This is a genomic window from Streptomyces sp. NBRC 110611 (assembly GCF_001590865.1).
GTDB lineage: Bacteria > Actinomycetota > Actinomycetes > Streptomycetales > Streptomycetaceae > Streptomyces.
The window spans coordinates 46,491-72,998 of the sequence record NZ_BBUY01000016.1 but is presented as its reverse complement, the minus strand read 5'-3'; the positions used below and the strand labels follow the sequence as shown (position 1 = coordinate 72,998).

Below are 26,508 nucleotides of genomic sequence, written 5' to 3'. Positions count from 1 at the left end.
GCGCCCGCCACGGCCGTGGTCAGCGACGCGGAGGGGGACGACCGGGTGGAGTTGCAGTCGCTCGGTACCGGCCGGCGGGCGCGCGGGGTGCTCGCGGTGGGGACCGGGGCGCCCCTCGGGACGGCCGGCCGGTACGCCGTGCACTCCGCGGTCGCGCTGCTCACCCTGACCACCGAACGGTCCCGGGCGCTCCAGGACGCCGAGCAGCGGCTGGGTGCCGCGGTGCTCACGATGCTGCTCGCGGGCGAACCGGACCACGCACGGGCGGTCGCGGGGCGGCTCTACGGAGACCTGCTGGACACTCCGTTCCGGATGGTGGTCGCCGAGCAGGTGGCGGCGGACGAGCGGCCGGCGCGGTCCGGTGCGGCCGCCGCGGCCGCCCCCGCGCCGTCCGGCGCCTCCGCGCCCGTGCCGCCGTCGCCGTCCCCGTCGCCGGCCGCGCCCACGTCCGCGTCCTCGCCGGTATCCGGGGCTTCCGGCGCGGGGCCCGGGGCGCTGGACGGACTGGCCGATGCGATGGAGTCCGCCGCGGCGCGGACCGGCGAGGCGGTGCTCACGGTCCTTGACGGGGGCCGGCTGATCGCACTGGTCACGGACGGCGGCGCGGCGGCGGACGCGTGTGCCGCGTACGCCGGCCAGGCGGAGGCCCGGGCGAGCGCCCCGGCGCGTCCGCGCGGCCGGCCGGGGAGCCCCGAGGCGGGCCGCGGCGGGACGGAGGTGGCCGTCGGGCTGTCCGCTCCGACCGGACCGACGGCCGCCGCGAACGCCTTCCGGCAGGCCGAACAGGCGCTGTCGGTGGCCCGCCGGCGCGGACGGGCGCTGGTCGAACACGAGGACGTGGCGGCGGGGTCCGTGCTGCCGCTGCTCGCCGACGACGCGGTACGGGCCTTCGCGGACGGGCTGCTGCGGGCGCTGCGCGAGCACGACGCGACCGGGCGCGGTGACCTGGTGGCGTCGCTGCGCGCCTGGCTCGCCCGGCACGGCCAGTGGGACGCGGCCGCCGCCGACCTGGGCGTCCACCGCCATACGCTGCGCTACCGCATGCGGCGGGTGGAGGAGATCCTCGGGCGGTCGCTGGACGACGCGGACGTACGGATGGAGCTGTGGCTGGCGCTCAAGGCGATGTCGGCCACGGAGGGTCAGTGACGGCAGCGCCCCGCGGCCGCGGTACCGGCGCCGCCCGGGGCGCCCCCGCCGGCAGCAGGGGCGTCCCCTCCACCGCGGAGAGACACACCCCCTGATTTCGCCGCTTCGGACAAACGTCATGGCGGGGCCGCGCCCCTACCGTGGGAGCCAGGTTCATCAGCGCAGTGCCGTGCCTCACCGCGCGGTGCCGTGCAGTCCATGGCGCTGCCGTTCCCTGAGCCGACCGCACCACCCACCACTCCTGAAGGGCCGGGTTCCACTGTGCCGATTCACACTGATGCAGCCCCCACCGCCTTCTGGCTCGCCGGCCGCCAGGCCACCGGCGACGCCACCTTCGATGTCACCTCCCCCTGGGACGGACGTCTCGTCGGCACGGTGAGCGTGCCCACCGAGGCCCAGGTCGAGGAGGCCGTCGCCGCCTCCGTCGCGGTCCAGCAGGAACTCGCCGCGACCCCGGCGCATGTGCGTGCCGCGGCGCTGGACCATGTGCAGCGCCGGCTGGTGGAGCGTACGGAGGAGATCGCCCGGCTGATCTCCGCGGAGAACGGCAAGCCCGTCAAGTGGGCGCGCGGTGAGGTCGGCCGCGCGGTGTCGGTGTTCCGCTTCGCGGCCGAGGAGGCCCGCCGCTTCAACGGCGGCGAGGCGCAGCGCCTGGACACCGACGCCGGCGGCGCCGGCCGGCTCGCCCTGACCCGCCGCTTCCCGCGCGGCACGGTCCTGGGCATCGCCCCGTTCAACTTCCCGCTGAACCTCTGCGCCCACAAGGTCGCCCCGGCCATCGCGGCCGGCGTCCCGATCATCCTCAAGCCTGCCCCGGCCACCCCGCTCTCCGGCCTGCTCCTCGGTGAGCTGCTGGCCGAGACCGACCTGCCGGCCGGCGCCTGGTCGGTCCTCCCGGTGCCCAACGACCGGATGCCCGCGCTGGTGCAGGACGAGCGGATGCCGGTGGTCTCCTTCACCGGTTCCGAGAAGGTCGGCTACGCGATCCTCGACTCGGTGCCGCGCAAGCACTGCACCCTGGAGCTCGGCGGCAACGGCGCGGCCGTCGTGCTGCCCGACTGGTGCTCCGAGGCGGACCTGGACTGGGCGGCGCAGCGGATCGCCGTCTTCTCCAACTACCAGGGCGGCCAGTCCTGCATCTCGGTCCAGCGGGTCATCGCGGACGCGTCCGTGTACGACCGGCTGGTGCCGAAGATCGTCGAGGCCGTCGGGGCGCAGGTCGCCGGTGACCCCTCGGACGACGCGACCGAGGTCGGCCCGCTGGTGAACGAGGACGCCGCCAAGCGCGTCGAGGCGTGGGTCGACGAGGCCGTGGAGCGCGGCGCCAGGCTGCTGGCCGGCGGCAAGCGCGACGGCGCCTCGTACGCGCCGACCGTGCTGGCCGACGTGCCGGCCGACGCCACCCTCGCCCGCGAGGAGGTCTTCGGCCCGGTCCTCACGCTCACCAGGGTGGACGGGGTGGACGCGGCGTTCGCGGCCGTCAACGACTCGAAGTACGGGCTGCAGGCCGGCGTGTTCACGCATGACACGCAGACCGCGTTCCGTGCCCACCGCGCGCTGGAGGTGGGCGGTGTGGTCATCGGCGATGTGCCGTCCTACCGCGCCGACCAGATGCCGTACGGCGGCGTCAAGCAGTCCGGCGTGGGCCGGGAGGGCGTGCGCTTCGCGATGGAGGACTACACCTACGAGCGCGTCATGGTGCTGACCGGCCTCGCGCTGTAGTGAGGCGCCCGCACGCATGACGCGGCACGCGGCGCGCTCCGGAGCCTGCTCCCGGGGCGCGCCGCGTGTCTGTTACCGGAGCGCGCCGTGTGCCCGTTCCCCCCGAAGGGCCGAGGGCGCGGGGCCGGCCTTGGGCCCGGTCCGGTCCCTGGTCCCGTATGGCCAGGAGGCACCGCCTCGCCCGCTCCGCGCGGTACCTCCAGTGGTGCAACCCGCGTGGATCGGGTAACTCTCACAAGGAGCGCTGTTCCAGCGGCCCGACCGGCCCGCCGGCGCAGAACTACCGATTCCGCGGCGAGGTGAGCTCCTGATGACCGCTCCATCCATCCGCAACGTTTCCGAGCGCGAAGCACGCCAGGTCGCCGAGGCGGCCCGCGAGCAGGACTGGCGCAAGCCCAGCTTCGCCAAGGAACTGTTCCTGGGGCGGTTCCGGCTCGACCTCATCCATCCGCACCCCACCCCTACGGTCGACGACGTACGCCGCGGGGAGAAGTTTCTCGCCACCCTGCGGGAGTTCTGCGAGACGGAGATCGACGGCGCCCGGATCGAGCGCGAGGGGCAGATCCCGGACGAGACCATCAACGGGCTCCGGGAGCTCGGCGCGCTCGGCATGAAGATCGACCCGAAGTACGGCGGCCTGGGCCTCACCCAGGTCTACTACAACCGGGCGCTGTCCCTGGTCGGGTCGGCCAGCCCGGCGATCGGCGCGCTGCTCTCCGCGCACCAGTCGATCGGTGTCCCGCAGCCGCTGAAGCTCTTCGGCACCCAGCAGCAGAAGGAAACCTTTCTGCCGCGGCTGGCGCGGACGGACATCTCGGCGTTCCTGCTGACCGAGCCCGATGTCGGCTCGGACCCGGCGCGGCTGGCGACCACGGCGGTCCCGGACGGGGAGAACTATGTCCTCGACGGGGTGAAGCTGTGGACCACCAACGGCGTGGTCGCCGACCTGCTGGTGGTGATGGCGCGGGTGCCCGCCTCCCCCGGCCACAAGGGCGGTATCACCGCCTTCGTCGTCGAGGCCGACTCGCCGGGCATCACGGTCGAGCACCGCAACGCCTTCATGGGCCTGCGGGGTCTGGAGAACGGCGTCACCCGCTTCCACCAGGTGCGGGTCCCGGCGGCCCACCGCATCGGCCCCGAGGGCGCCGGCCTGAAGATCGCCCTGACCACGCTCAACACCGGACGGCTCTCCCTGCCCGCGATGTGCGTCGGCTCCGGCAAGTGGTGCCTGAAGGTCGCGCGGGAGTGGTCCGCGGCACGTGAGCAGTGGGGCCGGCCGATCGCGAAGCACGAGGCCGTCGGCGCCAAGATCTCCTTCATCGCCGCGACCACCTTCGCCCTGGAAGCGGTGGTCGACCTCTCCTCCCAGATGGCCGACGAGAACCGCAACGACATCCGTATCGAGGCCGCCCTCGCCAAGCTCTACGGTTCCGAGATGGGCTGGCTGATGGCCGATGAGCTGGTCCAGATCCGCGGCGGACGCGGCTTCGAGACCGCGCCCTCGCTCGCCGCCCGCGGGGAACGCGCCGTACCGGCCGAGCAGATGCTGCGCGATATGCGGATCAACCGGATCTTCGAGGGATCGACCGAGATCATGCACCTGCTGATCGCCCGGGAGGCGGTGGACGCGCACCTGTCCGTCGCCGGCGACCTCATCGACCCCGACAAGAGCCTCGCCGACAAGGGCCGGGCGGCCGCCAGGGCGGGCGGGTTCTACGCCCGCTGGCTGCCGAAGCTGGTCGCCGGACCGGGCCAGCTGCCGCGCACGTACCAGGAGTTCGGCATGCTCGCCGGGCATCTGCGGTACGTCGAACGGTCCTCCCGCAAGCTCGCCCGCTCCACCTTCTACGCGATGTCCCGCTGGCAGGGCCGGATGGAGACCAAACAGGGCTTCCTCGGCCGGATCGTCGACATCGGCGCCGAGCTCTTCGCGATGAGCGCGGCCTGCGTACGGGCGGAGTACCTGCGCGAGACCGGCGAGCACGGGCGCGAGGCGCAGCGGCTGGCCGACGTCTTCTGCCGCCAGGCCCGGATCCGCGTCGAGGAGCTGTTCGGGCGGCTGTGGACCAACACCGACGAACTCGACCGCAAGGTCGTCTCCGCGGTCCTCGACGGCAGCTACACCTGGCTGGAGGAGGGCATCATCGACCCGAGCGGCGACGGCCCGTGGATCGCCGACGCCACCCCGGGAGCGAGCCGGAGGGACAACGTCCACCGCCCCATCCGCTGACCTCGTCCGCGGCCGTACGTCCGGGGCCCGTCCGGCCAGGATCCACCGGACGGGCCCCGGTGCCCGCCTCCGTGTCCGCGGCACCCCGGCGACCGGCCACAATGGACCCCATGACGGACTCCCTCGCCCATCCGCACCTGCGTTTCGAGCCGGCCCCCGGCGAGCCCGACGGCCCGCGCCGGATCGTGATCCTCGGCTCCACCGGGTCCATCGGCACCCAGGCGACCGACCTCGTGCTGCGCAACCCCGACCGCTTCCGGGTGACCGGACTCTCGGCGGCCGGCGGCCGGCCCGAGCTGCTCGCCGAGCAGGCGCACCGGCTGCGGGTGGCCACCGTCGCGGTGGCGCGCGAGGACGCGGTACCCGCGCTGCGCGCGGCGCTGGCCGAGCGGTACGGCGCGGGCGAGCCGCTGCCCGAGATACTGGCCGGCCCGGACGCGGCCACCGAACTGGCCGCCTCCCCCTGCCACACCGTCCTCAACGGCATCACCGGCTCCATCGGCCTGGCCCCGACCCTGGCCGCCCTGAAGGCCGGCCGGGTGCTGGCCCTGGCCAACAAGGAGTCGCTGATCGTCGGCGGCCCGCTGGTCAAGGAGCTCGCGGCCCCCGGGCAGATCATCCCCGTCGACTCCGAGCACGCCGCGCTCTTCCAGGCGCTGGCCGCCGGCGCCCGCGCCGACGTCCGCAAGCTCGTCGTCACCGCCTCCGGCGGCCCCTTCCGCGGCCGTACGAAGGAGGAGCTGGCCGACGTCACCGTCGAGGACGCGCTCGCCCACCCCACCTGGGCGATGGGACCGGTGATCACGGTCAACTCCGCGACCCTCGTCAACAAGGGCCTGGAGGTCATCGAGGCGCACCTGTTGTACGACATCCCGTTCGACCGCATCGAGGTCGTCGTCCATCCGCAGTCCTGCGTCCACTCGATGGTGGAGTTCACGGACGGTTCGACCCTGGCCCAGGCGACGCCCCCGGACATGCGCGGGCCCATCGCCCTCGGCCTCGGCTGGCCCGAGCGCGTACCCGACGCGGCACCCGCCTTCGACTGGAGCCGGGCATCGGCGTGGGAGTTCTTCCCGCTCGACGACGACGCCTTCCCGTCGGTCCGCCTCGCACGGCACGTCGGCGAGCTCGGGGGCACCGCTCCAGCCGTCTTCAACGCGGCCAACGAGGAATGTGTGGACGCGTTCCTCACAGGCGGGCTGCCGTTCAACGGAATTGTGGATACGGTCGCCGCGGTGGTCGCCGAACAGGACACACCGGCGCGCGGAACCCCGCTCTCCGTCGCGGACGTCCTGGAGGCGGAGACCTGGGCGCGCGCCCGCGCCCGCGAACTGGCCGCCCGTGCGGCACGGACACCCTCGGAGGCTCGCGCATGACGACCTGGATGACCATCCTCGGCATCGTCGTCTTCGTCGTCGGCCTGCTGTTCTCCATCGCCTGGCACGAACTCGGCCACCTCTCCACGGCCAAGATGTTCGGTATCCGCGTGCCGCAGTACATGGTGGGCTTCGGGCCGACGCTCTTCTCCCGCAGGAAGGGGGAGACCGAGTACGGCATCAAGGCGGTCCCGCTCGGAGGCTACATCCGCATGATCGGGATGTTCCCGCCCGGGGACGACGGGAAGCTGCAGGCCCGCTCCACCTCGCCGTTCCGCGGCATGATCGAGGACGCCCGCTCGGCGGCCTTCGAGGAGCTCCGGCCCGGCGACGAGAAGCGGCTCTTCTACACCCGCAAGCCCTGGAAGCGCGTCATCGTGATGTTCGCCGGGCCGTTCATGAACCTGATCCTGGCGGTCGTGATCTTCATGAGCGTGCTGATGGGCTTCGGCATCAACACCCAGACCACCCAGGTCGGCTCGGTCTCGGACTGTGTGATCTCGGCCGCCGCCAAGACCGACAAGTGCCCGGCCGGCGCCAAGGACTCCCCGGCCAAGGCCGCGGGACTGCGGCCCGGCGACAAGATCGTCTCCTTCAATGGGCAGCACGTCCCGGACTGGGGCACCCTCCAGCAGCGGATCCGCGACACCACCGGCCCCGCGACGCTGGTGGTGGAGCGGGACGGCGCACGCCGGACGCTGCACGCCGACCTGATAGAGAACAAGGTCGCCAAGACGGACGGGCGCGGCGGCTACGTCCGCGGCGAGTACGTCACCGCCGGCTTCCTCGGCTTCACCCCGGCCAGCGGCGTCGTCAAGCAGTCCTTCGGCCAGTCCGTCGACCGCATGGGCAGCATGGTCGAGCAGGGCGTCTCCTCGCTGGTCCACCTGCCCGCCAAGATCCCGGACCTGTGGGACGCGGCCTTCAACGGCGGCGAGCGCAAGCAGGACTCCCCGATGGGCGTGGTCGGCGCGGCGCGGGTCGGCGGCGAGGTCTTCTCGCTGAACATCCCGCCGGAGCAGCGGGTGGCGACGATGCTCTTCCTCGTCGCCGGGTTCAACCTCTCGCTGTTCCTGTTCAATATGCTCCCGCTGCTCCCGCTGGACGGCGGGCACATCGCCGGCGCGGTGTGGGAGTCGGTCCGGCGGGCCTTCGCCAAGATCGTCCGGCGGCCCGACCCCGGCCCGTTCGACGTGGCCAAACTGATGCCCGCCGCCTACGTCGTCGCCGGGATCTTCATCTGCTTCACCCTGCTGGTGTTCGTCGCCGACGTGGTGAATCCGGTGAAGCTGACCTGACGCCCCGCCCGGTGGGGCGCCCTTCCCGGTGTGCACGCGAGGCCGGGCGGGGCGGCGGCCGGACCGCCTCCGCGGCGTTCGGAGGCGTCCGGCCGCCTCTTTCGTGCCCTTTCGCGGGGCCTCCGGGGGACGATGTGCCGAGGGCGATCCGGGTGCCGTAGGCTCGAAGGCCGGAGCCCGCCGACACGGGGCCTAGATCCACACCTTGGGGTTGCTCGCCAGATGACTGCCATTTCGCTGGGAATGCCGGCCGTACCGACCAAGCTCGCCGACCGCAGGGTCAGCCGCAAGATCCAGGTCGGTCCGGTCGCCGTGGGCGGAGACGCACCGGTCTCGGTGCAGTCGATGACGACGACGCGGACCTCCGACATCGGCGCCACGCTCCAGCAGATCGCCGAGCTGACCGCCTCCGGCTGCCAGATCGTCCGGGTCGCCTGCCCCACCCAGGACGACGCCGACGCGCTGTCGGTGATCGCCCGGAAGTCCCAGATCCCGGTCATCGCGGACATCCACTTCCAGCCGAAGTACGTCTTCGCCGCCATCGACGCCGGCTGCGCCGCGGTCCGCGTCAACCCCGGCAACATCAAGCAGTTCGACGACAAGGTCAAGGAGATCGCCAAGGCGGCTGCGGACGCCGGCACCCCGATCCGGATCGGCGTCAACGCCGGCTCCCTGGACCGGCGCCTGCTGCAGAAGTACGGCAAGGCCACCCCCGAGGCGCTCGTCGAGTCCGCGCTCTGGGAGGCCTCGCTCTTCGAGGAGCACGGCTTCCGCGACATCAAGATCTCGGTCAAGCACAACGACCCGGTCGTGATGGTCAACGCCTACCGCCAGCTCGCCGCCCAGTGCGACTACCCCCTCCACCTCGGCGTCACCGAGGCCGGCCCCGCCTTCCAGGGCACCATCAAGTCCGCGGTCGCCTTCGGCGCACTGCTCTCCGAGGGCATCGGCGACACCATCCGGGTCTCGCTCTCCGCGCCGCCCGCCGAGGAGGTCAAGGTCGGCATCTCCATCCTGGAGTCCCTCAACCTCCGCCAGCGCCGCCTGGAGATCGTCTCCTGCCCGTCCTGCGGCCGCGCCCAGGTCGACGTCTACAAGCTCGCCGACGAGGTCACCGCCGGCCTGGAGGGCATGGAGGTGCCGCTCCGCGTCGCCGTCATGGGCTGCGTCGTCAACGGCCCCGGCGAGGCCCGCGAGGCCGACCTCGGCGTCGCCTCCGGCAACGGCAAGGGCCAGATCTTCGTCAAGGGCGAGGTCATCAAGACCGTGCCCGAGTCGAAGATCGTCGAAACCCTCATCGAAGAGGCGTTGAAGATCGCCGCGCAGATGGAGGCCGACGGCGTCGCCTCCGGCGAACCGGTCGTCACCGCCGCCGGCTGATCCGCGGCGGACCGCCGGGCGGTCCACGGCTCCGACGAGCCCCGCCGCCCCGTTCCCGGGCCGCGGGACTCACGGCCGTCCGGGCCCGCCCCGCCCCGCGGGCCGGGAACTCCCGCGCGGGTGGAGGTACAGTGCCAGCACCTGCTCCCGCCTGGCCTCCCAGGCCCGTCATGGTGAGGCAATCCGACACGTGCTGACGACGACCACCTCCCTCAAGGTCCTCGACCCCGGGGAGCTCGACGACGCGCTCGCGGTCCTCGACCGTGACCCGGTCGCCAACGCCTTCGTCGCGGCCCGCGTCCAGGTCGCCGGGCTCGACCCCTGGCGGCTGGGCGGCGAGATGTGGGGCTGGTACGTCGGCGGCCGGCTGGAATCGCTCTGCTACGCGGGCGCCAACCTCGTCCCGGTCTGCGCCACCTCCGAAGCCGTCCACGGCTTCGCCGAGCGGGCCCGCCGGCAGGGCCGCCGCTGCTCCTCCATCGTCGGACCCGCCGGCCCCACCGCGGAACTGTGGTCGCTCCTGGAGCCGTACTGGGGGCCCGCCCGCGAGATCCGCGCCCACCAGCCCCTGATGGTCACCAGCTCGCCGTCCGCCGAGATCGCCCCCGACCCGTACGTCCGGCGGATCCGCAAGAACGAGATGGACCTGATCATGCCCGCGTGCGTGGCCATGTTCACCGAGGAGGTCGGCATCTCCCCGATGGCCGGTGACGGCGGGCTGCTCTACCAGGCGCGGGTCGCCGAACTCGTCGGAGCCGGCCGCTCCTTCGCCCGGGTCGAGGACGGCAAGGTCATCTTCAAGGCCGAGATCGGTGCCGCCACCCCGCGCGCCTGCCAGATCCAGGGCGTCTGGGTCGACCCCGGCCACCGCGGCCAGGGCCTGTCGGAGACCGGAATGGCGGCCGTGCTGCGCTACGCGCTCAACGAGGTCGCCCCCGTCGTCAGCCTGTACGTCAACGACTTCAACACCGCCGCCCGCGCCTCGTACCGGAGGGTGGGCTTCCAGGAAGTCGGCGCGTTTATGAGCGTCCTGTTCTGACCGGGAGTGAGCTGTTCCGCCCCGGTTCCGGCCTCCCGCCGAGTGGTTCCCCCGTACTGTCCCGGCCCGCGGCCTTGTACGCTCCGACCATGGATGACGTCGCGGTCGGCCCCCTTGACCTCGCTGCCCGCGTGGATGACGCGCTCGCCGTCCAGGCGCTCGCCTTCGGGCTGAGCGACGAGGAGGTCGCCGTCCGTCGGCACATCGTGCTGCGCCACCTCCGCTGCCCCGGGGCGCGCGCCCTCGGCGCCACCACCCCCGCCGGCCGGCTCGTCGGCTTCGTCTACGGCATGCCCAACGACCGCACCCACTGGTGGTCCACCGTCGTCGAGCCCTATCTGCGCGGCGCAGGCCTCGACCACTGGCTGGACGACTCCTTCACCATCACCGAACTGCACGTCCACCCCGCCTACCAGGGCCGGGGCATCGGACGGTCGCTGATCACCCGCATCACCGACGAGGCGGCCGAACCGCGCTCCATCCTCTCCGCCATCGACATCGAAAGCCCGGCCCGCGGCCTCTACCGCTCCCTCGGCTACCAGGACATCGCCCGCCGGGTGCTGTTCCCGAGCGCCCCGACCCCGTACGCGGTGATGGGCGCACTGCTGCCCCTGAAGCGCCCCTGATGCCGAAGCCGACGTCAAGGACACGCCCCCACCGGCCTTCCTCACGGAAGGTACGGCGCCGCAGCCAAAGACGTGGGAAGCCGGCCAAGCGCAGCGGAACGCATTTCCTTGTGCCGCGCCCGGGCGGCTAACCTCCAGGGAGTCACTTTTCTTACGCAGGAGAAACTCCCATGGCCAACGCCGCACAGGTCCAGCGCATGTCCCGCTTGATGATCAAGACACTGCGCGATGACCCGGCCGACGCCGAGACCGCCAGCCACAAGCTGCTCGTCCGCGCCGGGTACGTCCGCCGCTCCTCCGCCGGCATCTGGACGTGGCTGCCGCTGGGCATGAAGGTCCTGGAGAACGTCTCCCGCATCGTCCGCGAGGAGATGGACGCCATCGGCGGCCAGGAGGTCCTGCTGCCGGCCCTGCTGCCCAAGGAGCCCTACGAGACCAGCGGCCGCTGGGAGGAGTACGGCGACCTGCTCTTCCGCCTCAAGGACCGCAAGGGCGCCGACTACCTCCTCGGCCCCACCCACGAAGAGATCTTCACCCTCACGGTCAAGGACCAGTGCACGTCCTACAAGGACCTGCCGGTGATCCTCTACCAGATCCAGACCAAGTACCGCGACGAGGCCCGCCCCCGCTCCGGTGTGCTGCGCGGCCGCGAGTTCCACATGAAGGACTCGTACAGCTTCGACACCACCGACGAGGGCCTGGCCCAGTCCTACGCGCTGCACCGCGCGGCCTACGAGAAGATCTTCGAGCGCCTCGGCCTGGACTACCGCATCGTCTCCGCGGTCTCCGGCGCGATGGGCGGCTCCGCCTCCGAGGAGTTCCTGGCGCCCGCCGCGGCCGGTGAGGACACCTTTGTCGACTGCCCGCAGTGCGACTACGCCGCCAACACCGAGGCCGTCACCTTCGCGCTCCAGCCCGTCGAGGGTGCCGGACACGGCCCCGTCGAGGAGCTGGACACCCCGGACACCCCGACCATCGAGACGCTCGCCGAGCACCTCGGCGTACCGGCCTCCGCGACGCTGAAGAACCTGCTGGTCAAGGTCGACGGAGAGATCGTCGCGGTGGGCGTGCCCGGCGACCGCGAGGTCGACCTCGGCAAGCTCGGCGAGCACCTCGCGCCGGCCACCGTCGAGCTGGTCACCGCCGACGACTTCACCGACCGCCCGGAGCTGGTCCGCGGCTACGTCGGCCCGCAGGGCCTGGCCGGCAAGGCGTTCAAGTACCTCGCCGACCCCCGCGTCGCCCCCGGCACGGCCTGGATCACCGGCGCCAACAAGGAGGGCAAGCACGCCCGCAACGTCGTCGCCGGCCGTGACTTCGAGGTCGACGAGTACCTCGACGTGGTCGTCGTCGAGCCCGGTGACCCCTGCCCGAAGTGCGGCACCGGCCTGCGGATCGACCGCGCCATCGAGATCGGCCACATCTTCCAGCTCGGCCGCAAGTACGCGGACGCCTTCGAGCTCGACGTCCTCGGCCAGAACGGCAAGCCGGTCCGGGTCACCATGGGCTCGTACGGCATCGGCGTCTCCCGCGCGGTGGCCGCGCTCGCCGAGCAGACCCACGACGACAAGGGCCTGTGCTGGCCGCGCGAGGTCGCGCCGGCCGACGTCCATGTCGTCGCGGCCGGCAAGGCCAAGCAGACCGAGCTGGCCCTGGAGGTCGGCGAGCGGCTCGGCGCCGCGGGCCTGCGGGTGCTGGTCGACGACCGGGCCGGGGTCTCCCCGGGCGTGAAGTTCACCGACTCCGAGCTGTTGGGCGTACCGGCCATCGTGGTCGCCGGGCGGCGCGCCGGCGAGGGCATCGTCGAAGTCAAGGACCGCCGCACCGGCGAGCGCGAGGAGCTGACGGTGGACGAGGCGGTGGCGCGTCTCAGCGCCTGACGGGCCTGACACCAACGGGCCGGCCGGGGTCACACCCCCGGCCGGCCCGTGCGCGTATGCGCTCCCGCGCGGGTAGGCGTCCACCTCCAGTTGGTTCAGTAAATTCAGTTATTGCATGCGTTCCCCGCCCACGTACGCGCAGCTGTCCGTGCACGGGCCGACGCACCGGGCACCCTGGGCGCCGCCCCGGGAATACCCACCCCGGCCCGCCGCGTTGTGGCCCCGCAGGGGGCCCACGCATCCCTTAGGGGATCTGTTCGACCACCCCCTAGGGGCCCGCCCCCGGAGCCCCCCCGGGACGCCCGTCCCTACAGCCAGGCCGCGAACTCCAGCAGGAGTTCGCCGCGCTGACGGTCGCCCACGGCGACTTCGCGGACGCCGGTGTCGACCGCCCGGTACAGCGTCCAGGCGCGCAGCCGGTCCCGGTCCACGTCCAGGGAGTCGGCCAGTTTCGTCACCCGGCGGCGTGCCGCGGCGGCCGCGCCGGAGCCGGCCAGCAGGTCCTCGAACCGGTCCAGCACCAGCGCCGCCAGGTCGTACGCGCGCTCGCCGACCACCGGCGACGGGCCGACCGCCAGCCAGGGCGCCCGTTCCCCGGCCAGTACCTTGCCCTGGCGGAAGGCGCCGTGCAGCAGGAACTCCTCGCCGGACTCCGCCGGCAGGGCGCGCCGCAGCTCCAGTGCCTCGTCCACGAGGGGCCCGGCCGCGCGGGTGAGCGCCCCGGCCGTACGGAGCGACTCCACGGCCTCCTCCGTGCGCGCGGCCAGCGTCGCGAAGGGGTGCCCGGCGGCCGGCGGCACCCACAGCCGGCGCACCGTACCGGCCGCCTCCAGCAGCGCCTTGGCCTCCGGCAGCGAACGCAGCGAGACCGCGCTCCGCAGGCGTTCCAGCAGCAGCGCGCCGCTGGTGTCGTCGGACCGCAGCAGCCGTACCGCGCCCCGGCCGTCCCAGGCGGCCAGCGCCGCCCCCTCGTGCGCGGGCAGCCGGGTGGGCACCGGGAGCTTCAGTGCCGCGGGGGTCCCGTCCCGCTGCTGTACGAGGGCCAGCAGGCTGCTGCGGCCACCGGGGGCGTGCACCCGCTCCAGGGTCAGTTCCCAGGTGTCCAGGAGCTGTTGGACCAGCGCCGGAAGCGCGCGCAGCCACTGCCGGGCGGGGCTGTCCGGATCGCCGCTCAGGGAACTCACCAACCGCTGCGGCGGTTCGATGGGTGCCGTTGCCATGCTTGAGCTGTCCCTTCAGCCGGGCGGGTGCGGGATGCCGCGCTCGCCCGGCGCGTCTTGCTGCTCGTCTGTCTCGGGGTGCGGGGCCGCCGGCCGTTCAGAGCGCGCCCGTGGAGGCGCTCGCGGAGCCGGCCGGAGCGGCGGCCGCGGCCCGCTCGGTGAGGCCGGGGAAGGCCGCGCCGCTGCCGCGCCAGCGCACTGCCCGCACCGCCGCCTCGCGGAGTGCGGCGGCCGCCTCCGCGCGCCGGGCCCGGCCGCCGGCCCGTACCAGGTCCGCGTAGACGGCGGCCAGCCGGTCCTCCAGCTCCGCCGCCAGACGTGCCGCGGCGGCCGCGTCCGGGACCGGGAAGGGCAGCTTGTACGCGGCGGCCGCGGCCGCCGGTGTGCCGCCCAGGTCGCGTACCTGGCGGTGGAGCGCGTCCCGGCGGGCGCGGTGGGCGTCGTACGCCGTCCTCGCCTCCGCGCGCCGGTCGTCGGCGATCCGGCCGCCGACCACGCCGTAGCCGTAGACCGCGGCGTGTTCGGCGGCCAGCGCCGCCTGTACCGCCGTCAGCTCGTCCCGATCGTTCATGGCCGCGCCCCTTCGCTGGTCGGTGCCGTGTTCCGTCGTCCGGTGCCTGTCACTCGGCCGGCTCCGTGAGCAGATACGCGTGGGCCGCGCCGGACGCGGCCACCGAGGCGAGCAGCCGGGCCACCTCGGGGGGCGCGGCGAGCAGCTCCCGGGTGCGGGTGTCGGCGATCCGGCGCTCCGCGTCGGCCAGCGCGCTCCGGGCGGCCCGCTCCTCGGCGGGTACCGAGGGCGCGCCTGCGTTGTGCACCGGCTCACGGGACGGGGTGCCACCGGCGGAGGGCGTGGCGTCGTCGGTGAACGCCCGGGCGTGCGCGGCCACTTCGGAGCGCAGCGGGCGCAGCCGCTCCGCCAGGGCGGGGTGCGCGGCCAGGGTCGCGTCGTAGCGCGCCAGCAGGGCCGTGCTGTCGCGGGCGGCGCGCTCGCGCAGCCGGACGGCGGCGGTGGAGCTCTCGTCCCGGCCGGGGCGGTCCTCCTCGGCGCAGCCGGCGAGCAGCGCCCCGCTCCCGAGGGCGGCGCCGGCCAGCAGGGTCCTTCTGCGCATGAACGCCACGTTCGGCACGTTGCACTTCCCGGGGTCTTCCGTCGTGATCACCGCAGGCGAGACTATCCGTGACCGCCCACCGAATCGTCAGTACCCCGCCGGAACAGATAGGCTTTGACCCGACACGCGACCTACCCACAACAGCACACGCGGCCGAGGAGTCACCCGGATGAGCACCACCCAGAGCGAGAGGCTGCGCGGACTGCTTGAACCGCTCGTCGCCTCGCGAGACCTGGATCTGGAAGAGATCGAGGTGACCCCGGCGGGAAAGCGGCGGGTGCTGAGGATCGTGGTCGATTCCGACGAGGGCGTCCAGCTGGACGAGTGCGCCGAGCTGAGCCGTGAGGTCTCCCAGGTCCTGGACGACACGGATGTCATGGGCGGCGCCCCGTACACCCTCGAGGTCACCTCGCCGGGCGCCGACCGGCCGCTGACCGAGCCGCGGCACTACCGCCGCGCCGCCGCCCGCCTCATCAAGGCCCAACTCCACGAGGGCGGGGAGCTGGTGGCCCGGATCACCGCCGTGGACGAGGACGGCCTCGACCTCGAGGTGCCGGGTGTCAAGGGCCGCAAGCCGACCGCGCGCCGGGTCTCCTTCGGTGAGATCGCCAAGGCGCGCGTCGAGCTGGAGTTCAGCCGCAAGTCCGACCAGGCCGGTACGTCCGGCGAGCGGGACGCCGGGCACGGCGGCAGGATCGACGAGAACAAGACCGACGAGAACAAGGAGGAGGCGTAGCCGTGGACATCGACATGAGTGCCCTGCGGGGACTGGTGCGGGAGAAGGAGATCTCGTTCGACCTGCTGGTCGAGGCGATCGAGTCGGCCCTCCTCATCGCATACCACCGCACCGAGGGCAGCCGCCGGCGGGCGCGGGTGGAGCTGAACCGCAACACCGGCCATGTGACGGTGTGGGCGAAGGAGGACCCCGAGGACCTGGAGGAGGGCGCCGAGCCGCGCGAGTTCGACGACACCCCCTCCGGCTTCGGGCGGATCGCGGCGACCACTGCCAAGCAGGTCATCCTGCAGCGGCTGCGGGACGCCGAGGAGGAGATCACCTTCGGCGAGTACGCCGGACGGGAGGGCGATGTCGTCACCGGCGTCGTCCAGCAGGGCAAGGACCCCAAGAACGTCCTGGTCGACATCGGCAAGCTGGAGGCCATCCTGCCGGTGCAGGAGCAGGTCCCCGGCGAGGACTACGCGCACGGGACGCGGCTGCGGTCGTACGTCGTCCGGGTGGTCAAGGGCGTCCGCGGGCCGTCCGTGACGCTCTCGCGCACCCACCCCAATCTGGTGAAGAAGCTCTTCGCCATGGAGGTGCCGGAGATCGCCGACGGGTCGGTGGAGATCTCCGCCATCGCACGCGAGGCCGGGCACCGTACGAAGATCGCCGTGCGGTCCACCCGTTCGGGGCTGAACGCCAAGGGCGCGTGCATCGGGCCGATGGGCGGCCGGGTCCGGGCCGTGATGGCCGAGCTGCACGGCGAGAAGATCGACATCGTCGACTGGTCGGACGACCCGGCGGAGCTGGTCGCCAACGCGCTGTCGCCGGCCCGGGTCAGCAAGGTCGAGATCGTGGACCTGGCGGCGCGCTCCGCCCGGGTCACCGTCCCCGACTACCAGCTGTCGCTGGCCATCGGGAAGGAAGGGCAGAACGCCCGGCTCGCGGCACGGCTCACCGGCTGGCGGATCGACATCCGGCCGGACACCGTGGCGGCCCCCGCCGGGCCGTGAGGCGGGCCCCGGCCAGGGGTGACCACGCACCGCGGAACACAGCACACGCACGGTAGTCGGAGGGCCCGCGGCGCGCACCGGAAATTCGGTGGCGCCGCGGCCGTCCGCCGGGAATTCTGAGCAGCGCTCCGGCCTTTACCCCATCGAGGCCGGGTCGGCGCGGGGAGGTAGACTTAAGCAGTGTCTGGCCGGACGCATGCCCGCGCATGCCCTGAGCGCACATGTCTGGGATGCCGGGAGCGGACGGCCAAGGGCGATTTGCTGCGCATCGTGGTGATCGAGGGTGAGTGTGCTCCTGATCCTCGCGGTACGCTGCCCGGCCGGGGTGCATACGTGCACCCGACACTGGTCTGCCTCGACCTGGCGGTTCGCCGCCGGGCGTTCCCCCGGGCCTTCCGGGGCCGGGGACCGTTCGATACGACGGACTTGCGCCGGTACCTCGAGCGGGGCGCTGGTTGAAGCCGCCATTGCAACAGAGCACAGCAAGAAACGCACAGCGCACGGAGAACCGTGCGGTCAGGTACCTCGCGAGTCGGAAGTAGGTCGAGATTGCGATGAGCACTCGATGAGTACGCGATGAGTACGCCCATGAAGTAGCGACGGTCCGGTGGACACCCCGGACCAGAAGGAGCGAAGTGGCTAAGGTCCGGGTATACGAGCTCGCCAAGGAGTTCGGCGTAGAGAGCAAGGTCGTCATGGCCAAGCTCCAAGAACTTGGTGAATTCGTCCGTTCGGCGTCCTCGACGATCGAGGCGCCGGTTGTTCGCAAGCTGACCGACGCTTTCCAGGCAGGCAGCGGCAGCGGCCGCGCCGCCGGGAAGCCCGCGGCGCCGCGCAAGTCGGCCCCCGCGAAGCCGTCGGCGCCCTCTCCGGCGCAGGCGGCTCGTCCGGCTGCCCCGAAGCCGGGCGCCGCCCCCAAGCCGGGCCCCGCGGCTCCGGCCCCCGCCGCCGCCGAGGCGGCCCAGGCCCCCGCGGCCCCCAAGAGCACTCCCACCCCGGGCCCGCGCCCCACCCCGGCGCGCCCCGCGGCACCCAAGCCCGCTCCGGCCGCCCCCGCGCAGCCCGAGTTCCAGGCCCCGCCGTCCGCGCCCGCGGCTCCTTCGGCACCCCGCCCCGGCGCGACCCCCGGTCCGCGCCCCGGCGCCCGTCCCGGCCCCGCCCAGGGCGGTCAGGGCGGTCAGGGCCGTGGCGGCGCCCCGCGTCCCGGCGGCGAGCGTCCGGGCCCCCGTCCCGGTGCGCGGCCGTCCGGTCCGCGTCCGGGCAACAACCCCTTCACCTCCAGCGGCTCCACGGGCATGGCCCGTCCGCAGGCCCCCCGTCCCGGTGGCGCTCCGCGCCCCGGCGGCCAGGGTGGTCCCGGTGCGCCGCGTCCGCAGGGCGGCGGCCAGGGCGGCCCCCGTCCGCAGGGCCAGGGCCCGCGTCCGACCCCCGGTGGTATGCCCCGCCCGCAGGGTGCGGCTCCCGGCGGCGGCGCCGGTCCGCGTCCCGGCGGCGGTAACCGCCCGAACCCGGGCATGATGCCGCAGCGTCCGGCTGCCGGCCCGCGTCCGGGCCCCGGTGGCGGCGGCCGTGGTCCCGGCGGTGCCGGGCGTCCCGGTGGCGGCGGTCGTCCGGGTGGCGGCGGCGGCTTCGCCGGCCGTCCCGGTGGCGGCGGCGGTCGTCCGGGTGGCGGCGGCGGTTTCGCCGGCCGTCCCGGTGGCGGCGGCCCCGGTGGCGGCGGTGGCTTCGGCGGCGGCCGTCCCGGCTTCGGTGGCCGTCCCGGCGGTCCCGGCGGCCGTGGTGGCACGCAGGGTGCGTTCGGCCGTCCCGGCGGTCCGGCGCGTCGTGGCCGCAAGTCGAAGCGGCAGCGCCGTCAGGAGTACGAGGCCATGCAGGCCCCGTCGGTCGGCGGCATCATGCTGCCGCGCGGCAACGGCCAGACCGTCCGCCTGTCGCGCGGTGCCTCGCTGACCGACTTCGCGGAGAAGATCAACGCCAACCCGGCGTCGCTGGTCCAGGTCATGCTGAACCTGGGCGAGATGGTCACCGCGACCCAGTCGGTCTCCGACGAGACGCTGCAGCTGCTCGCCGACGAGATGAACTACGTCGTCGAGATCGTCAGCCCGGAGGAGGAGGACCGCGAGCTCCTCGAGTCCTTCGACATCGACTTCGGTGAGAACGAGGGCGGCGAGGAGATGCTCGTCGCGCGTCCGCCGGTGGTGACCGTCATGGGTCACGTCGACCACGGCAAGACCCGCCTGCTCGACGCCATCCGCAAGACCAACGTCGTCGCGGGCGAGGCCGGCGGTATCACCCAGCACATCGGTGCGTACCAGGTCACGACCAACGTCAACGACGAAGACCGCGCGATCACCTTCATCGACACCCCGGGTCACGAGGCGTTCACCGCCATGCGTGCCCGTGGTGCCAAGTCGACCGACATCGCGATCCTCGTGGTGGCGGCCAACGACGGTGTCATGCCGCAGACGATCGAGGCCCTGAACCACGCCAAGGCGGCCGATGTGCCGATCGTGGTCGCGGTCAACAAGATCGACGTCGAGGGCGCCGACCCGACCAAGGTGCGCGGTCAGCTGACCGAGTACGGCCTGGTGGCCGAGGAGTACGGCGGCGACACCATGTTCGTCGACATCTCCGCCCGCCAGGGCACCAATATCGAGCAGCTGCTCGAGGCCGTCGTCCTCACCGCGGACGCCGCCCTCGACCTGCGCGCCAACGAGCAGCAGGACGCGCAGGGCATCGCGATCGAGGCCCACCTCGACCGCGGCCGCGGCGCCGTGGCCACCGTCCTCGTCCAGCGCGGTACCCTCCGCGTCGGCGAGACGATGGTCGTCGGCGACGCCTACGGCCGGGTCCGCGCGATGCTCGACGACAAGGGCAACAACGTCGAGGAAGCGGGTCCGTCGACCCCGGTCCTGGTCCTGGGTCTGACCAACGTCCCGGGCGCCGGCGACAACTTCCTGGTGGTCGACGAGGACCGTACGGCCCGCCAGATCGCCGAGAAGCGCGCGGCGCGCGAGCGCAACGCCGCCTTCGCCAAGCGCACCCGCCGGGTGTCGCTGGAGGACCTGGACAAGGTGCTCAAGGCCGGCGAGGTCCAGCAGCTCAACCTCATCATCAAGGGCGACGCGTCCGGTTCGGTCGAGGCTCTGGAGTCGTCGCTGCTCCAGCTCGACGTCGGCGAAGAGGTCGACATCCGGGTGCTGCACCGCGGCGTCGGTGCGGTCACGGAGTCCGACATCAACCTGGCGTCCGGCTCCGACGCGATCGTCATCGGCTTCAACGTGCGGGCCGAGGGCCGCGCCACGCAGATGGCCGAGCGCGAGGGCGTCGACGTCCGCTACTACTCGGTCATCTACCAGGCGATCGAGGAGATCGAGGCGGCCCTCAAGGGCATGCTCAAGCCGGAGTACGAGGAGGTCGAGCTCGGCACGGCGGAGATCCGCGAGGTCTTCAAGTCGTCCAAGCTGGGCAACATCGCGGGTGTTCTCATCCGCTCCGGCGAGGTCCGGCGGAACACCAAGGCCCGCCTCATCCGCGACGGCAAGGTGGTCGCGGAGAACCTCACCATCGAGGGCCTGCGCCGCTTCAAGGACGACGTCACCGAGATCCGCGAAGGGTTCGAGGGCGGTATCAACCTCGGCAACTTCAACGACATCAAGGTCGACGACGTCATCGCGACGTACGAGATGCGGGAGAAGCCGCGCGGCTGATCACGCATGTCACAGCCCGCGCTCGGCGCGGCCCACTAGGGGCGGTGGCCGGGCGAGGGGCTGGCCGGGGCCGGTTGGCGGGGTGAAAAACCCCGTCGATCGGCCCCGGCCGTTGCGTGTACGGTTCGAAATGACACGTACACCTAAGGCCCCACAGGTGGCTTGACCTGTTGATGCATGTACGTAGGGACACTGTCCTTCGACCTGCTCCTCGGCGACGTACGGTCGCTGAAGGAGAAGCGCTCCGTCGTCCGCCCGCTCGTCGCCGAGCTGCATCGCAAGTTCGCGGTGAGCGTCGCGGAGGTCGGGGACCAGGACCTCTACCGCAGGGCCCGGATCGGCCTGGCGGTGGTGTCCGGGGACCCGGGGCACCTCACCGAAGTCATGGACCGCTGCGAGCGCCTGGTCGCCGCACGGCCCGAAGTGGAGCTGCTGTCGGTACACCGGCGGCTGCACGGCGACGACGACTGACCCGATGACGGGGCACGTCACCGCCGGTGGAAGCACAATCGTGAAAGACAAGAAGGAGAAGGACCAGTGGCCGACAATGCGCGGGCGAAGAAGCTGGCGGACCTCATCCGGGAGGTGGTCGCCCAGAAGCTGCAGCGCGGAATCAAGGACCCGCGGCTCGGTACGCATGTGACCATCACGGACACCCGGGTCACCGGCGACCTGCGGGAGGCTACGGTCTTCTACACGGTCTACGGCGACGACGAGGACCGTGCCAGCGCCGCCGCCGGCCTGGAGAGCGCCAAGGGCATCCTGCGCTCCGCGGTCGGCGCCGCGGCCGGCACCAAGTTCACGCCGACCCTGACGTTCGTCGCGGACGCCCTGCCGGAGAACGCCAAGACGATCGAGGACCTGCTCGACAAGGCGCGGGCCTCGGACGCCAAGGTGCGGGAGGTCTCCTCGGGCGCCCAGTACGCCGGCGACGCCGACCCGTACCGCAAGCCCGGCAGCGACGTGGACGACGAGGGCCGAGCGGGAGCATGAAGCGGCAGAGCAACAAGCCGGGCGGCCTTGTCATCGTCGACAAGCCGTCCGGCTTCACTTCGCACGACGTGGTGGCGAAGATGCGCGGGATGGCCCGTACCCGCCGGGTCGGGCACGCCGGCACCCTCGACCCGATGGCCACCGGCGTACTCGTCCTGGGCCTGGAGCGGGCCACCAAGCTCCTCGGCCACCTCGCGCTGACGGAGAAGGAGTACGTCGGCACCATCCGGCTCGGCCAGACCACCGTCACCGACGACGCCGAGGGCGAGATCACCGCCGCCAAGGCGGCGCACGGCCTCGCCCGCGAGGACATCGACGCCGGTGTCGCACAGCTGACCGGCGCGATCATGCAGGTCCCGTCCAAGGTCAGCGCCATCAAGATCGACGGCAAGCGGTCCTACGCGCGGATCCGCCAGGGCGAGGACGTGGAGATCCCGGCCCGCCCGGTGACCGTCTCCTCGTTCGTGGTGCACTCCGTGCACGAGGCCGAGGCCGAGGACGGCACGCCGGTGACCGACCTGCTGGTCTCCGTCGAGTGCTCCTCCGGTACGTACATCCGCGCCCTCGCCCGCGACCTGGGCGCCGGGCTCGGCGTCGGCGGGCACCTCACCGCGCTGCGCCGCACCCGCGTCGGCCCGTACAAGCTGGACCGGGCGCGCACCCTGGAGCAGCTGCAGGCCGCGGTGGACGACCCCGAGGGCGGCGGGCTGCCCGTCATGCCCGTAGGGGAGGCCGCCGACGCGGCGTTCACCCGCTGGGACGTCACCGAGGCGCAGGCCCGGCTGCTGCTGAACGGCGCGCGGATCGCCATGCCGCGCTTCGAGGGCGACGGCCCCGTCGCGGCCTTCGGGCCGGACGGCACGTTCCTGGCACTGGTGGAGAACCAGGGCGGGAAGGCCAAGAGCCTGGCGGTCTTCGCCGTCTGAGGCGCACCAGCACCCCTGGGCTCACCGGCACTCCTGGGCCGGAAGGGTGGTGGAACGCGGGCCGCCCGGCGCGAGCGGAGCGGCGGTCCGCGCTCCACCATCCCCCTCCGCTGGATCTCTATCCAGCGGGCCAGGAGCTTTCACTCATTCGGTGAGGCGCTCGGAGTGAATCAAGGCGCGGACGGGGGCGCGTTCCCAGAGCCCTCTCCCGTAACGATCACCACCTGCCTACCGTCGGAGGACGGCACAGGCGGGGAGGATCGGCAATGGCGTTGCTGGATGCCGATGCGGACGCGGCGCTGGTGCGCATCCGCGATCTGGCAGGTCGCACGCGCGGCACGGGGTTCCTCGCGGACCACGACGGCACGATCGTCACCAGCCACGAGGCGGTGGACGGCGCGGAGCGGCTGGTGCTGCAGCCGATGGCCGCGAGCGGGAGCGTCTCCGGGACGGCCGGGTGGAGCCGCCCGGCGGAGCCCACCACGGTCACGCCCCTCCCGGAGGCCGGGCTCGCCCTCGTACGGACCGATGACCACCGGTTGCGCCGGCTGGTACCGCTGCCCGTCGCCACCGGCCGCCCCGCCCCGGGCACCGGCGCCCGGATCTGGGCCGGCGGCTGGCTGGACGGTACGGTCACCGGACCCGCCTCCGGAGTGACGTACACCGCCACCGACCGTGTCCATCTCCTCGACGAGACGCTGGAGCTGGGCCTCTGCGCGGGCGGCCGGGAGGCGCTGCGGCTGGGCGGCCCGGCGGTCGGCGGCCCGGTACTGGACGCCCGCACCGGCACCGTCCTCGGGGTCCTGGGCACCGCCCTGCACTCCGGCCGCCGGGCGGGCGGCTTCGCCATCCCGCTGCGCGCGGTCGCCGAGGCCGTCCCCCGGGGCGCGCTCGCCGCGCTGCTGGAGCGTAACGCACGGACCGTCCCCGCGTACGGCAGCGAGCTCAATGCGGCCGGAGCGCTACGGCTCACCGCGGTCCTCGCCGGCCGGAGCGAGCGGCCTCCGCGCGGCCCGGAGGCGGTCGAACGGCCCGACGTGGCCGAGGAGTTCAGGTACTTCGCGGACGGCGACGGGCCCGGCGTGCTGGCCCTGGTGGGGGAGCCGGGCACCGGGCGCAGCACCGAGCTGGCCCGGTTCACCGCCCGCCGCGCCGCCGGCCCGGACGCGGGGCCCGCCGTCCGGCTGCGCGGCGCCGAGCTGCGGGCCGGCGACGACGGCGTACGCGCCGCCGTCGGGCGCGCACTGCGCTCCGCGGGCCAGACCCTCGCCGCGGCCGGCCGGACCGCCGGCGACCCGGCGGACCTCACCCCCGACGCCGTGGCCCGGCTGGCGAGGGCGACCGGCCGTCCACTGCTCGTCCTCCTCGACGCGCCCGAGGAGATGCCGGCCGACCTGGCGCGGCGGGAGCGGCTGGCCGCGTGGACCGCCGCCACCGCCGACTGGCTGCGCACCGCCGGCGTACGGCTGGTCCTCGCCTGCCGCCCCGCGTACTGGGAGCAGGCCGGCCCGCTCTTCCCGCCCGGTCTGCTGCACCGCCCGCGCCGCCCGCTGCCCGGGCTGCCCGCCTGTACCGGCATCGGGGACCTGCCCGAGGCGGCGGCGGAGCTGGCCCGCCGCCGCTACCGGCTGCCGGCCGGCGCACCGGCCGCGCCGGACGCCCGCCACCCCCTGGCCCTGCGGCTGCTCGCGGAGGTCGGGGCGGAGCTCCTGGACGACGACGGGCCGTGCGGTGACGGGCCGGACGGCGATGGACGGCGCGGCGACGGATCGCGCGGCGATGGATCGCGTGGCGACGGACAGGACGGCGACGGACAGGACGGCGACGGATCGCGCGGCGACGGACCGTACGCCCCCGGAGCCGGGGGGGCCGCCGACGGGCCGCCGCCGGTCCTCGGCAGCCCGGACCGCCATGAGATCTTCGACGCCTACCTCGGCCTGATGTGCCTGCGCATCGCCCGGCGGATCGCGGCCGCCCACCGTCCCGGGCCGCGCGGCACCGCCGTCCGCCGGCTCGCCGCCCAGGTCACCGGCCAGGTCCACGAGGCCGCCCGCCGCTGCCTGGGCTCCGGCCCCGGCGCGCTGGACCGTACCGCCTTCGAGGAGGTCTTCCCGCCCGGCTCCGGCTGGGCCGCCGCGGTACTCGCCGAGGGGCTGCTGGTCGCCGCCGGCCCCGGATACCGCTTCGCGCACGAGGAGTTCGCCGAGTGGCTGCAGGGCGCCCACGCGGACCCCGATCTGTTGCCCGTCCCCGGCGGACTCCGCTTCGGGCCCGCCGTACACGGACTGCTGCTGCTCGCCCGGCGCCAGGGGACGGTACAGCTGACCTTCCGCCTCGCGGAGCTGGCGCAGCTGGCGACCGCCGCCGACGACGGGGACGCGAACGCGGACGCGGAGCCGGGCGGCCGGGACGCGGCGAGCCGCCGGTGGTCCGCCCAGGTGCTGGCCGGGGTGCTGCTCCGGGTCCCCGACGCCCGGCCGTACACGGGTGTGCTGCGGCTGCTCGCCGACCGGATCACCGAACGCTCGCTGCGGGCCGGCGGCTTCGCACGGACCGGCCTGGCGGCGTTCGGACCGTGGTTCTGGGCGCGGCTGGCCCTGCCCGACGGGGACCGGATGGACCTGCTGCGCCGCCTGCTGCCCGCCGACGGGCCGCCGGCCGGCCCGGAACGCCGCCGCGCCGACCGCCTCCCCTTCGCCCGGCCACCCCGCGTCCGCGTCCACCCCGTCCCCCCGGAGCCGGCCCCCGGGGAGCCCGCACCGGAGGCTCCCGGCGAGCCGCCCGCCGCCCGCCCGACGCGCTTCCTCGACGCGGCCGCCGCACTGCTGAGCACCGACCCCGGCCGGATCCAGCCGCTGCTGTGCGCCTGGTTCGACGACCCCCGCCCCCTGCAACGCCGCCGGGGCACCGCGGGCCGGACCCGCCCCGCCCCCGGCGCCCCGAGCGAGATCACCGTCGCGGGCGCCGCCCAGGCCCTGCTGCACACCCACCGCCGGCCGGCCCTGGACGAACTCACGGAGGCGCTGGTGGCGGCCGCACACCCCAAGGGCGACGAACTGCTCGACGCCCTCGCCGAGGACGAGCCGTCCGCGATGTGCCGGGCCGTCCACCGCTGGGCGCACGACGAGCGCCCCCGGCGCCGCCTCGCCGCCGTGACCTACGGCCTGCGGGTCGCCCCGTACGCCACCGGCGACACCGACCGCGCACTGCTGCGCCGGACCGCCCTCCGCCTGCTCTCCCGGCCCGCCGACGAGGCGCACCACGGCTCCGCGCTCGCCCTGCTGGTCGGCGACCCGGCCAGCCGGCCCCGCTTCCTGGAACGGGCCCTGGCCCGCTTCGTGGCCGGGGACCCCCAGCTGCCGCCGACGGCCTTCACGGACGCCCTCACGGACTGCCCCGACGCCGTGCTCGCCGCCTTCCGGACCCGGCTGACCAGCGGCGAGGGACCGCCGGTGGCGGCCGCCCTGCTGCGGCTGCTGGCCCGCCTCGACACACCGGACCTCGCCGCCCGTGCCGCCGCCGTGGTCCGCTGCTACGCCGGCCAGTGCCCGGAGCGCGCGGCGCGCCCGGTCGCGGAGTTCCTCGCGCACCGCCTGGAACGCGGACCGGCCGCCCGCGCCACGCTCCGCCCGCTCGCCGTGGAGCTGCTCACCGCGTACCCCGCACCGGTCCGCTGCGCGCTCGCCGCCGTACTGGCCGAGACCGGATCCGGCGACTCGGCCCCGCTCCGCCGGGAGCTGCTGGAGGTGCTGCTGGCGTACGAGGCGTCGTACGCGGACGCGGTCTCGCACAGCGCCTACGGGGACGGCATCCAGGACACCCGCGTACTGGAGGCGCTGCTGCGGGCGGCCGCCGAGGGCGTGCAGCGCCGGCCGGAGGACCGCACCCGGGAGCTGGTGCACCGCACCGGCATGCTGCTGATCCGTACCCCCGAGGGCGCGGCCTGTTTCGACCGGGAGCTGGTGGAGCTGGGACGCAGGGTGCCGGGCTTCGCACGCCGGGTACAGGACTGGCTGGTGGCCGAGCCGGGGGAGTGGGCGGCCGTGGTGGGGCCCGGCGCCCGGGCCACGCTCGCCGGCTGCCTGCGCGGCTGAGCCCGGCCGGGTGTGCGGGGGCGGT

At 73.8% G+C, this 26,508-nt stretch carries 20 protein-coding genes; 17 read left to right on the top strand and 3 right to left on the bottom strand.

The features are described from left to right. The 9 genes from AZE13_RS26180 to AZE13_RS26140 all read left to right on the top strand — a co-directional run. A partial coding sequence (locus AZE13_RS26180) for a PucR family transcriptional regulator (protein ID WP_181690451.1) occupies positions 1–1,146 on the top strand: 1,146 nt, incomplete at its 5' end. Positions 1,147–1,407: 261 nt separating this feature from the next. Further along, positions 1,408–2,868, top strand: a complete 1,461-nt coding sequence (locus AZE13_RS26175; RefSeq protein ID WP_066936962.1) for an aldehyde dehydrogenase family protein — start codon at positions 1,408–1,410, stop codon at positions 2,866–2,868. Between the two features lie 310 nt (positions 2,869–3,178). Further along, positions 3,179–5,098: an acyl-CoA dehydrogenase family protein gene (locus tag AZE13_RS26170; protein WP_066936958.1), complete on the top strand. Its 1,920-nt coding sequence runs from the start codon at positions 3,179–3,181 to the stop codon at positions 5,096–5,098. A gap of 110 nt (positions 5,099–5,208) precedes the next feature. Then, entirely contained in the window at positions 5,209–6,474 is a 1,266-nt protein-coding gene (gene dxr / locus AZE13_RS26165; protein ID WP_066936956.1) for a 1-deoxy-D-xylulose-5-phosphate reductoisomerase, read from the top strand. Further along, on the top strand, positions 6,471–7,772 hold the full coding sequence (locus AZE13_RS26160; RefSeq protein WP_066936953.1) for a M50 family metallopeptidase: 1,302 nt from the start codon (positions 6,471–6,473) through the stop codon (positions 7,770–7,772). Before dxr ends, AZE13_RS26160 begins: the two co-directional genes overlap by 4 nt. A 222-nt stretch (positions 7,773–7,994) precedes the next feature. Then, complete coding sequence (ispG, locus tag AZE13_RS26155) at positions 7,995–9,152, top strand: flavodoxin-dependent (E)-4-hydroxy-3-methylbut-2-enyl-diphosphate synthase (RefSeq protein WP_066936951.1); 1,158 nt, start codon at positions 7,995–7,997, stop codon at positions 9,150–9,152. Positions 9,153–9,345: 193 nt separating this feature from the next. Next, complete coding sequence (locus tag AZE13_RS26150) at positions 9,346–10,191, top strand: GNAT family N-acetyltransferase (protein ID WP_066937178.1); 846 nt, start codon at positions 9,346–9,348, stop codon at positions 10,189–10,191. An 89-nt stretch (positions 10,192–10,280) separates the two neighbouring features. Beyond that, positions 10,281–10,817, top strand: a complete 537-nt coding sequence (locus AZE13_RS26145) for a GNAT family N-acetyltransferase (protein WP_066936947.1) — start codon at positions 10,281–10,283, stop codon at positions 10,815–10,817. 170 nt (positions 10,818–10,987) lie between these two features. Continuing rightward, positions 10,988–12,697, top strand: coding sequence for a proline--tRNA ligase (locus tag AZE13_RS26140; RefSeq protein ID WP_066936944.1), 1,710 nt, complete (start codon positions 10,988–10,990; stop codon positions 12,695–12,697). A gap of 308 nt (positions 12,698–13,005) precedes the next feature. Here AZE13_RS26140 and AZE13_RS26135 read toward each other — a convergent pair whose 3' ends face one another. From AZE13_RS26135 to AZE13_RS26125, 3 genes are all read right to left on the bottom strand, one after another. After that, positions 13,006–13,917, bottom strand: coding sequence for an aminoglycoside phosphotransferase family protein (locus tag AZE13_RS26135; protein ID WP_066936941.1), 912 nt, complete (start codon positions 13,915–13,917; stop codon positions 13,006–13,008). 97 nt (positions 13,918–14,014) lie between these two features. Continuing rightward, complete coding sequence (locus AZE13_RS26130; protein ID WP_066936937.1) at positions 14,015–14,488, bottom strand: ferritin-like domain-containing protein; 474 nt, start codon at positions 14,486–14,488, stop codon at positions 14,015–14,017. A 49-nt stretch (positions 14,489–14,537) separates the two neighbouring features. After that, the gene (locus AZE13_RS26125) at positions 14,538–15,029 is read right to left on the bottom strand and encodes a hypothetical protein (RefSeq protein ID WP_066937174.1); all 492 of its coding nucleotides are present in this window, start codon (positions 15,027–15,029) and stop codon (positions 14,538–14,540) included. A gap of 169 nt (positions 15,030–15,198) precedes the next feature. Here AZE13_RS26125 and rimP point away from each other — a divergent pair, with 169 nt between their 5' ends. From rimP to AZE13_RS38395, 8 genes are all read left to right on the top strand, one after another. After that, positions 15,199–15,765, top strand: a complete 567-nt coding sequence (gene rimP / locus AZE13_RS26120; RefSeq protein WP_066936934.1) for a ribosome maturation factor RimP — start codon at positions 15,199–15,201, stop codon at positions 15,763–15,765. A gap of 2 nt (positions 15,766–15,767) precedes the next feature. Further along, on the top strand, positions 15,768–16,760 hold the full coding sequence (gene nusA, locus AZE13_RS26115) for a transcription termination factor NusA (RefSeq protein ID WP_066936931.1): 993 nt from the start codon (positions 15,768–15,770) through the stop codon (positions 16,758–16,760). A 180-nt stretch (positions 16,761–16,940) separates the two neighbouring features. Next, positions 16,941–17,219, top strand: coding sequence for a YlxR family protein (locus AZE13_RS34430; protein ID WP_079124379.1), 279 nt, complete (start codon positions 16,941–16,943; stop codon positions 17,217–17,219). Between the two features lie 176 nt (positions 17,220–17,395). Then, entirely contained in the window at positions 17,396–20,470 is a 3,075-nt protein-coding gene (infB, locus tag AZE13_RS34425) for a translation initiation factor IF-2 (RefSeq protein WP_079124378.1), read from the top strand. Positions 20,471–20,647: 177 nt separating this feature from the next. Next, entirely contained in the window at positions 20,648–20,941 is a 294-nt protein-coding gene (locus AZE13_RS26105) for a DUF503 domain-containing protein (protein WP_066936925.1), read from the top strand. Positions 20,942–21,007: 66 nt separating this feature from the next. After that, positions 21,008–21,463 (top strand): 30S ribosome-binding factor RbfA, encoded by a 456-nt coding sequence (gene rbfA, locus AZE13_RS26100; protein WP_066936922.1) that lies wholly within the window; start codon positions 21,008–21,010, stop codon positions 21,461–21,463. Continuing rightward, the gene (truB, locus tag AZE13_RS26095; RefSeq protein WP_066936919.1) at positions 21,460–22,389 is read left to right on the top strand and encodes a tRNA pseudouridine(55) synthase TruB; all 930 of its coding nucleotides are present in this window, start codon (positions 21,460–21,462) and stop codon (positions 22,387–22,389) included. The genes rbfA and truB overlap by 4 nt, the downstream gene beginning before the upstream one ends. Before the next feature lie 266 nt (positions 22,390–22,655). After that, positions 22,656–26,483 carry a trypsin-like peptidase domain-containing protein gene (locus tag AZE13_RS38395; RefSeq protein WP_258528001.1) on the top strand — a complete coding sequence of 1,276 codons (3,828 nt, stop codon included), beginning with the start codon at positions 22,656–22,658 and terminating at the stop codon, positions 26,481–26,483. The last annotated feature ends 25 nt before the right edge of the window (positions 26,484–26,508 follow it).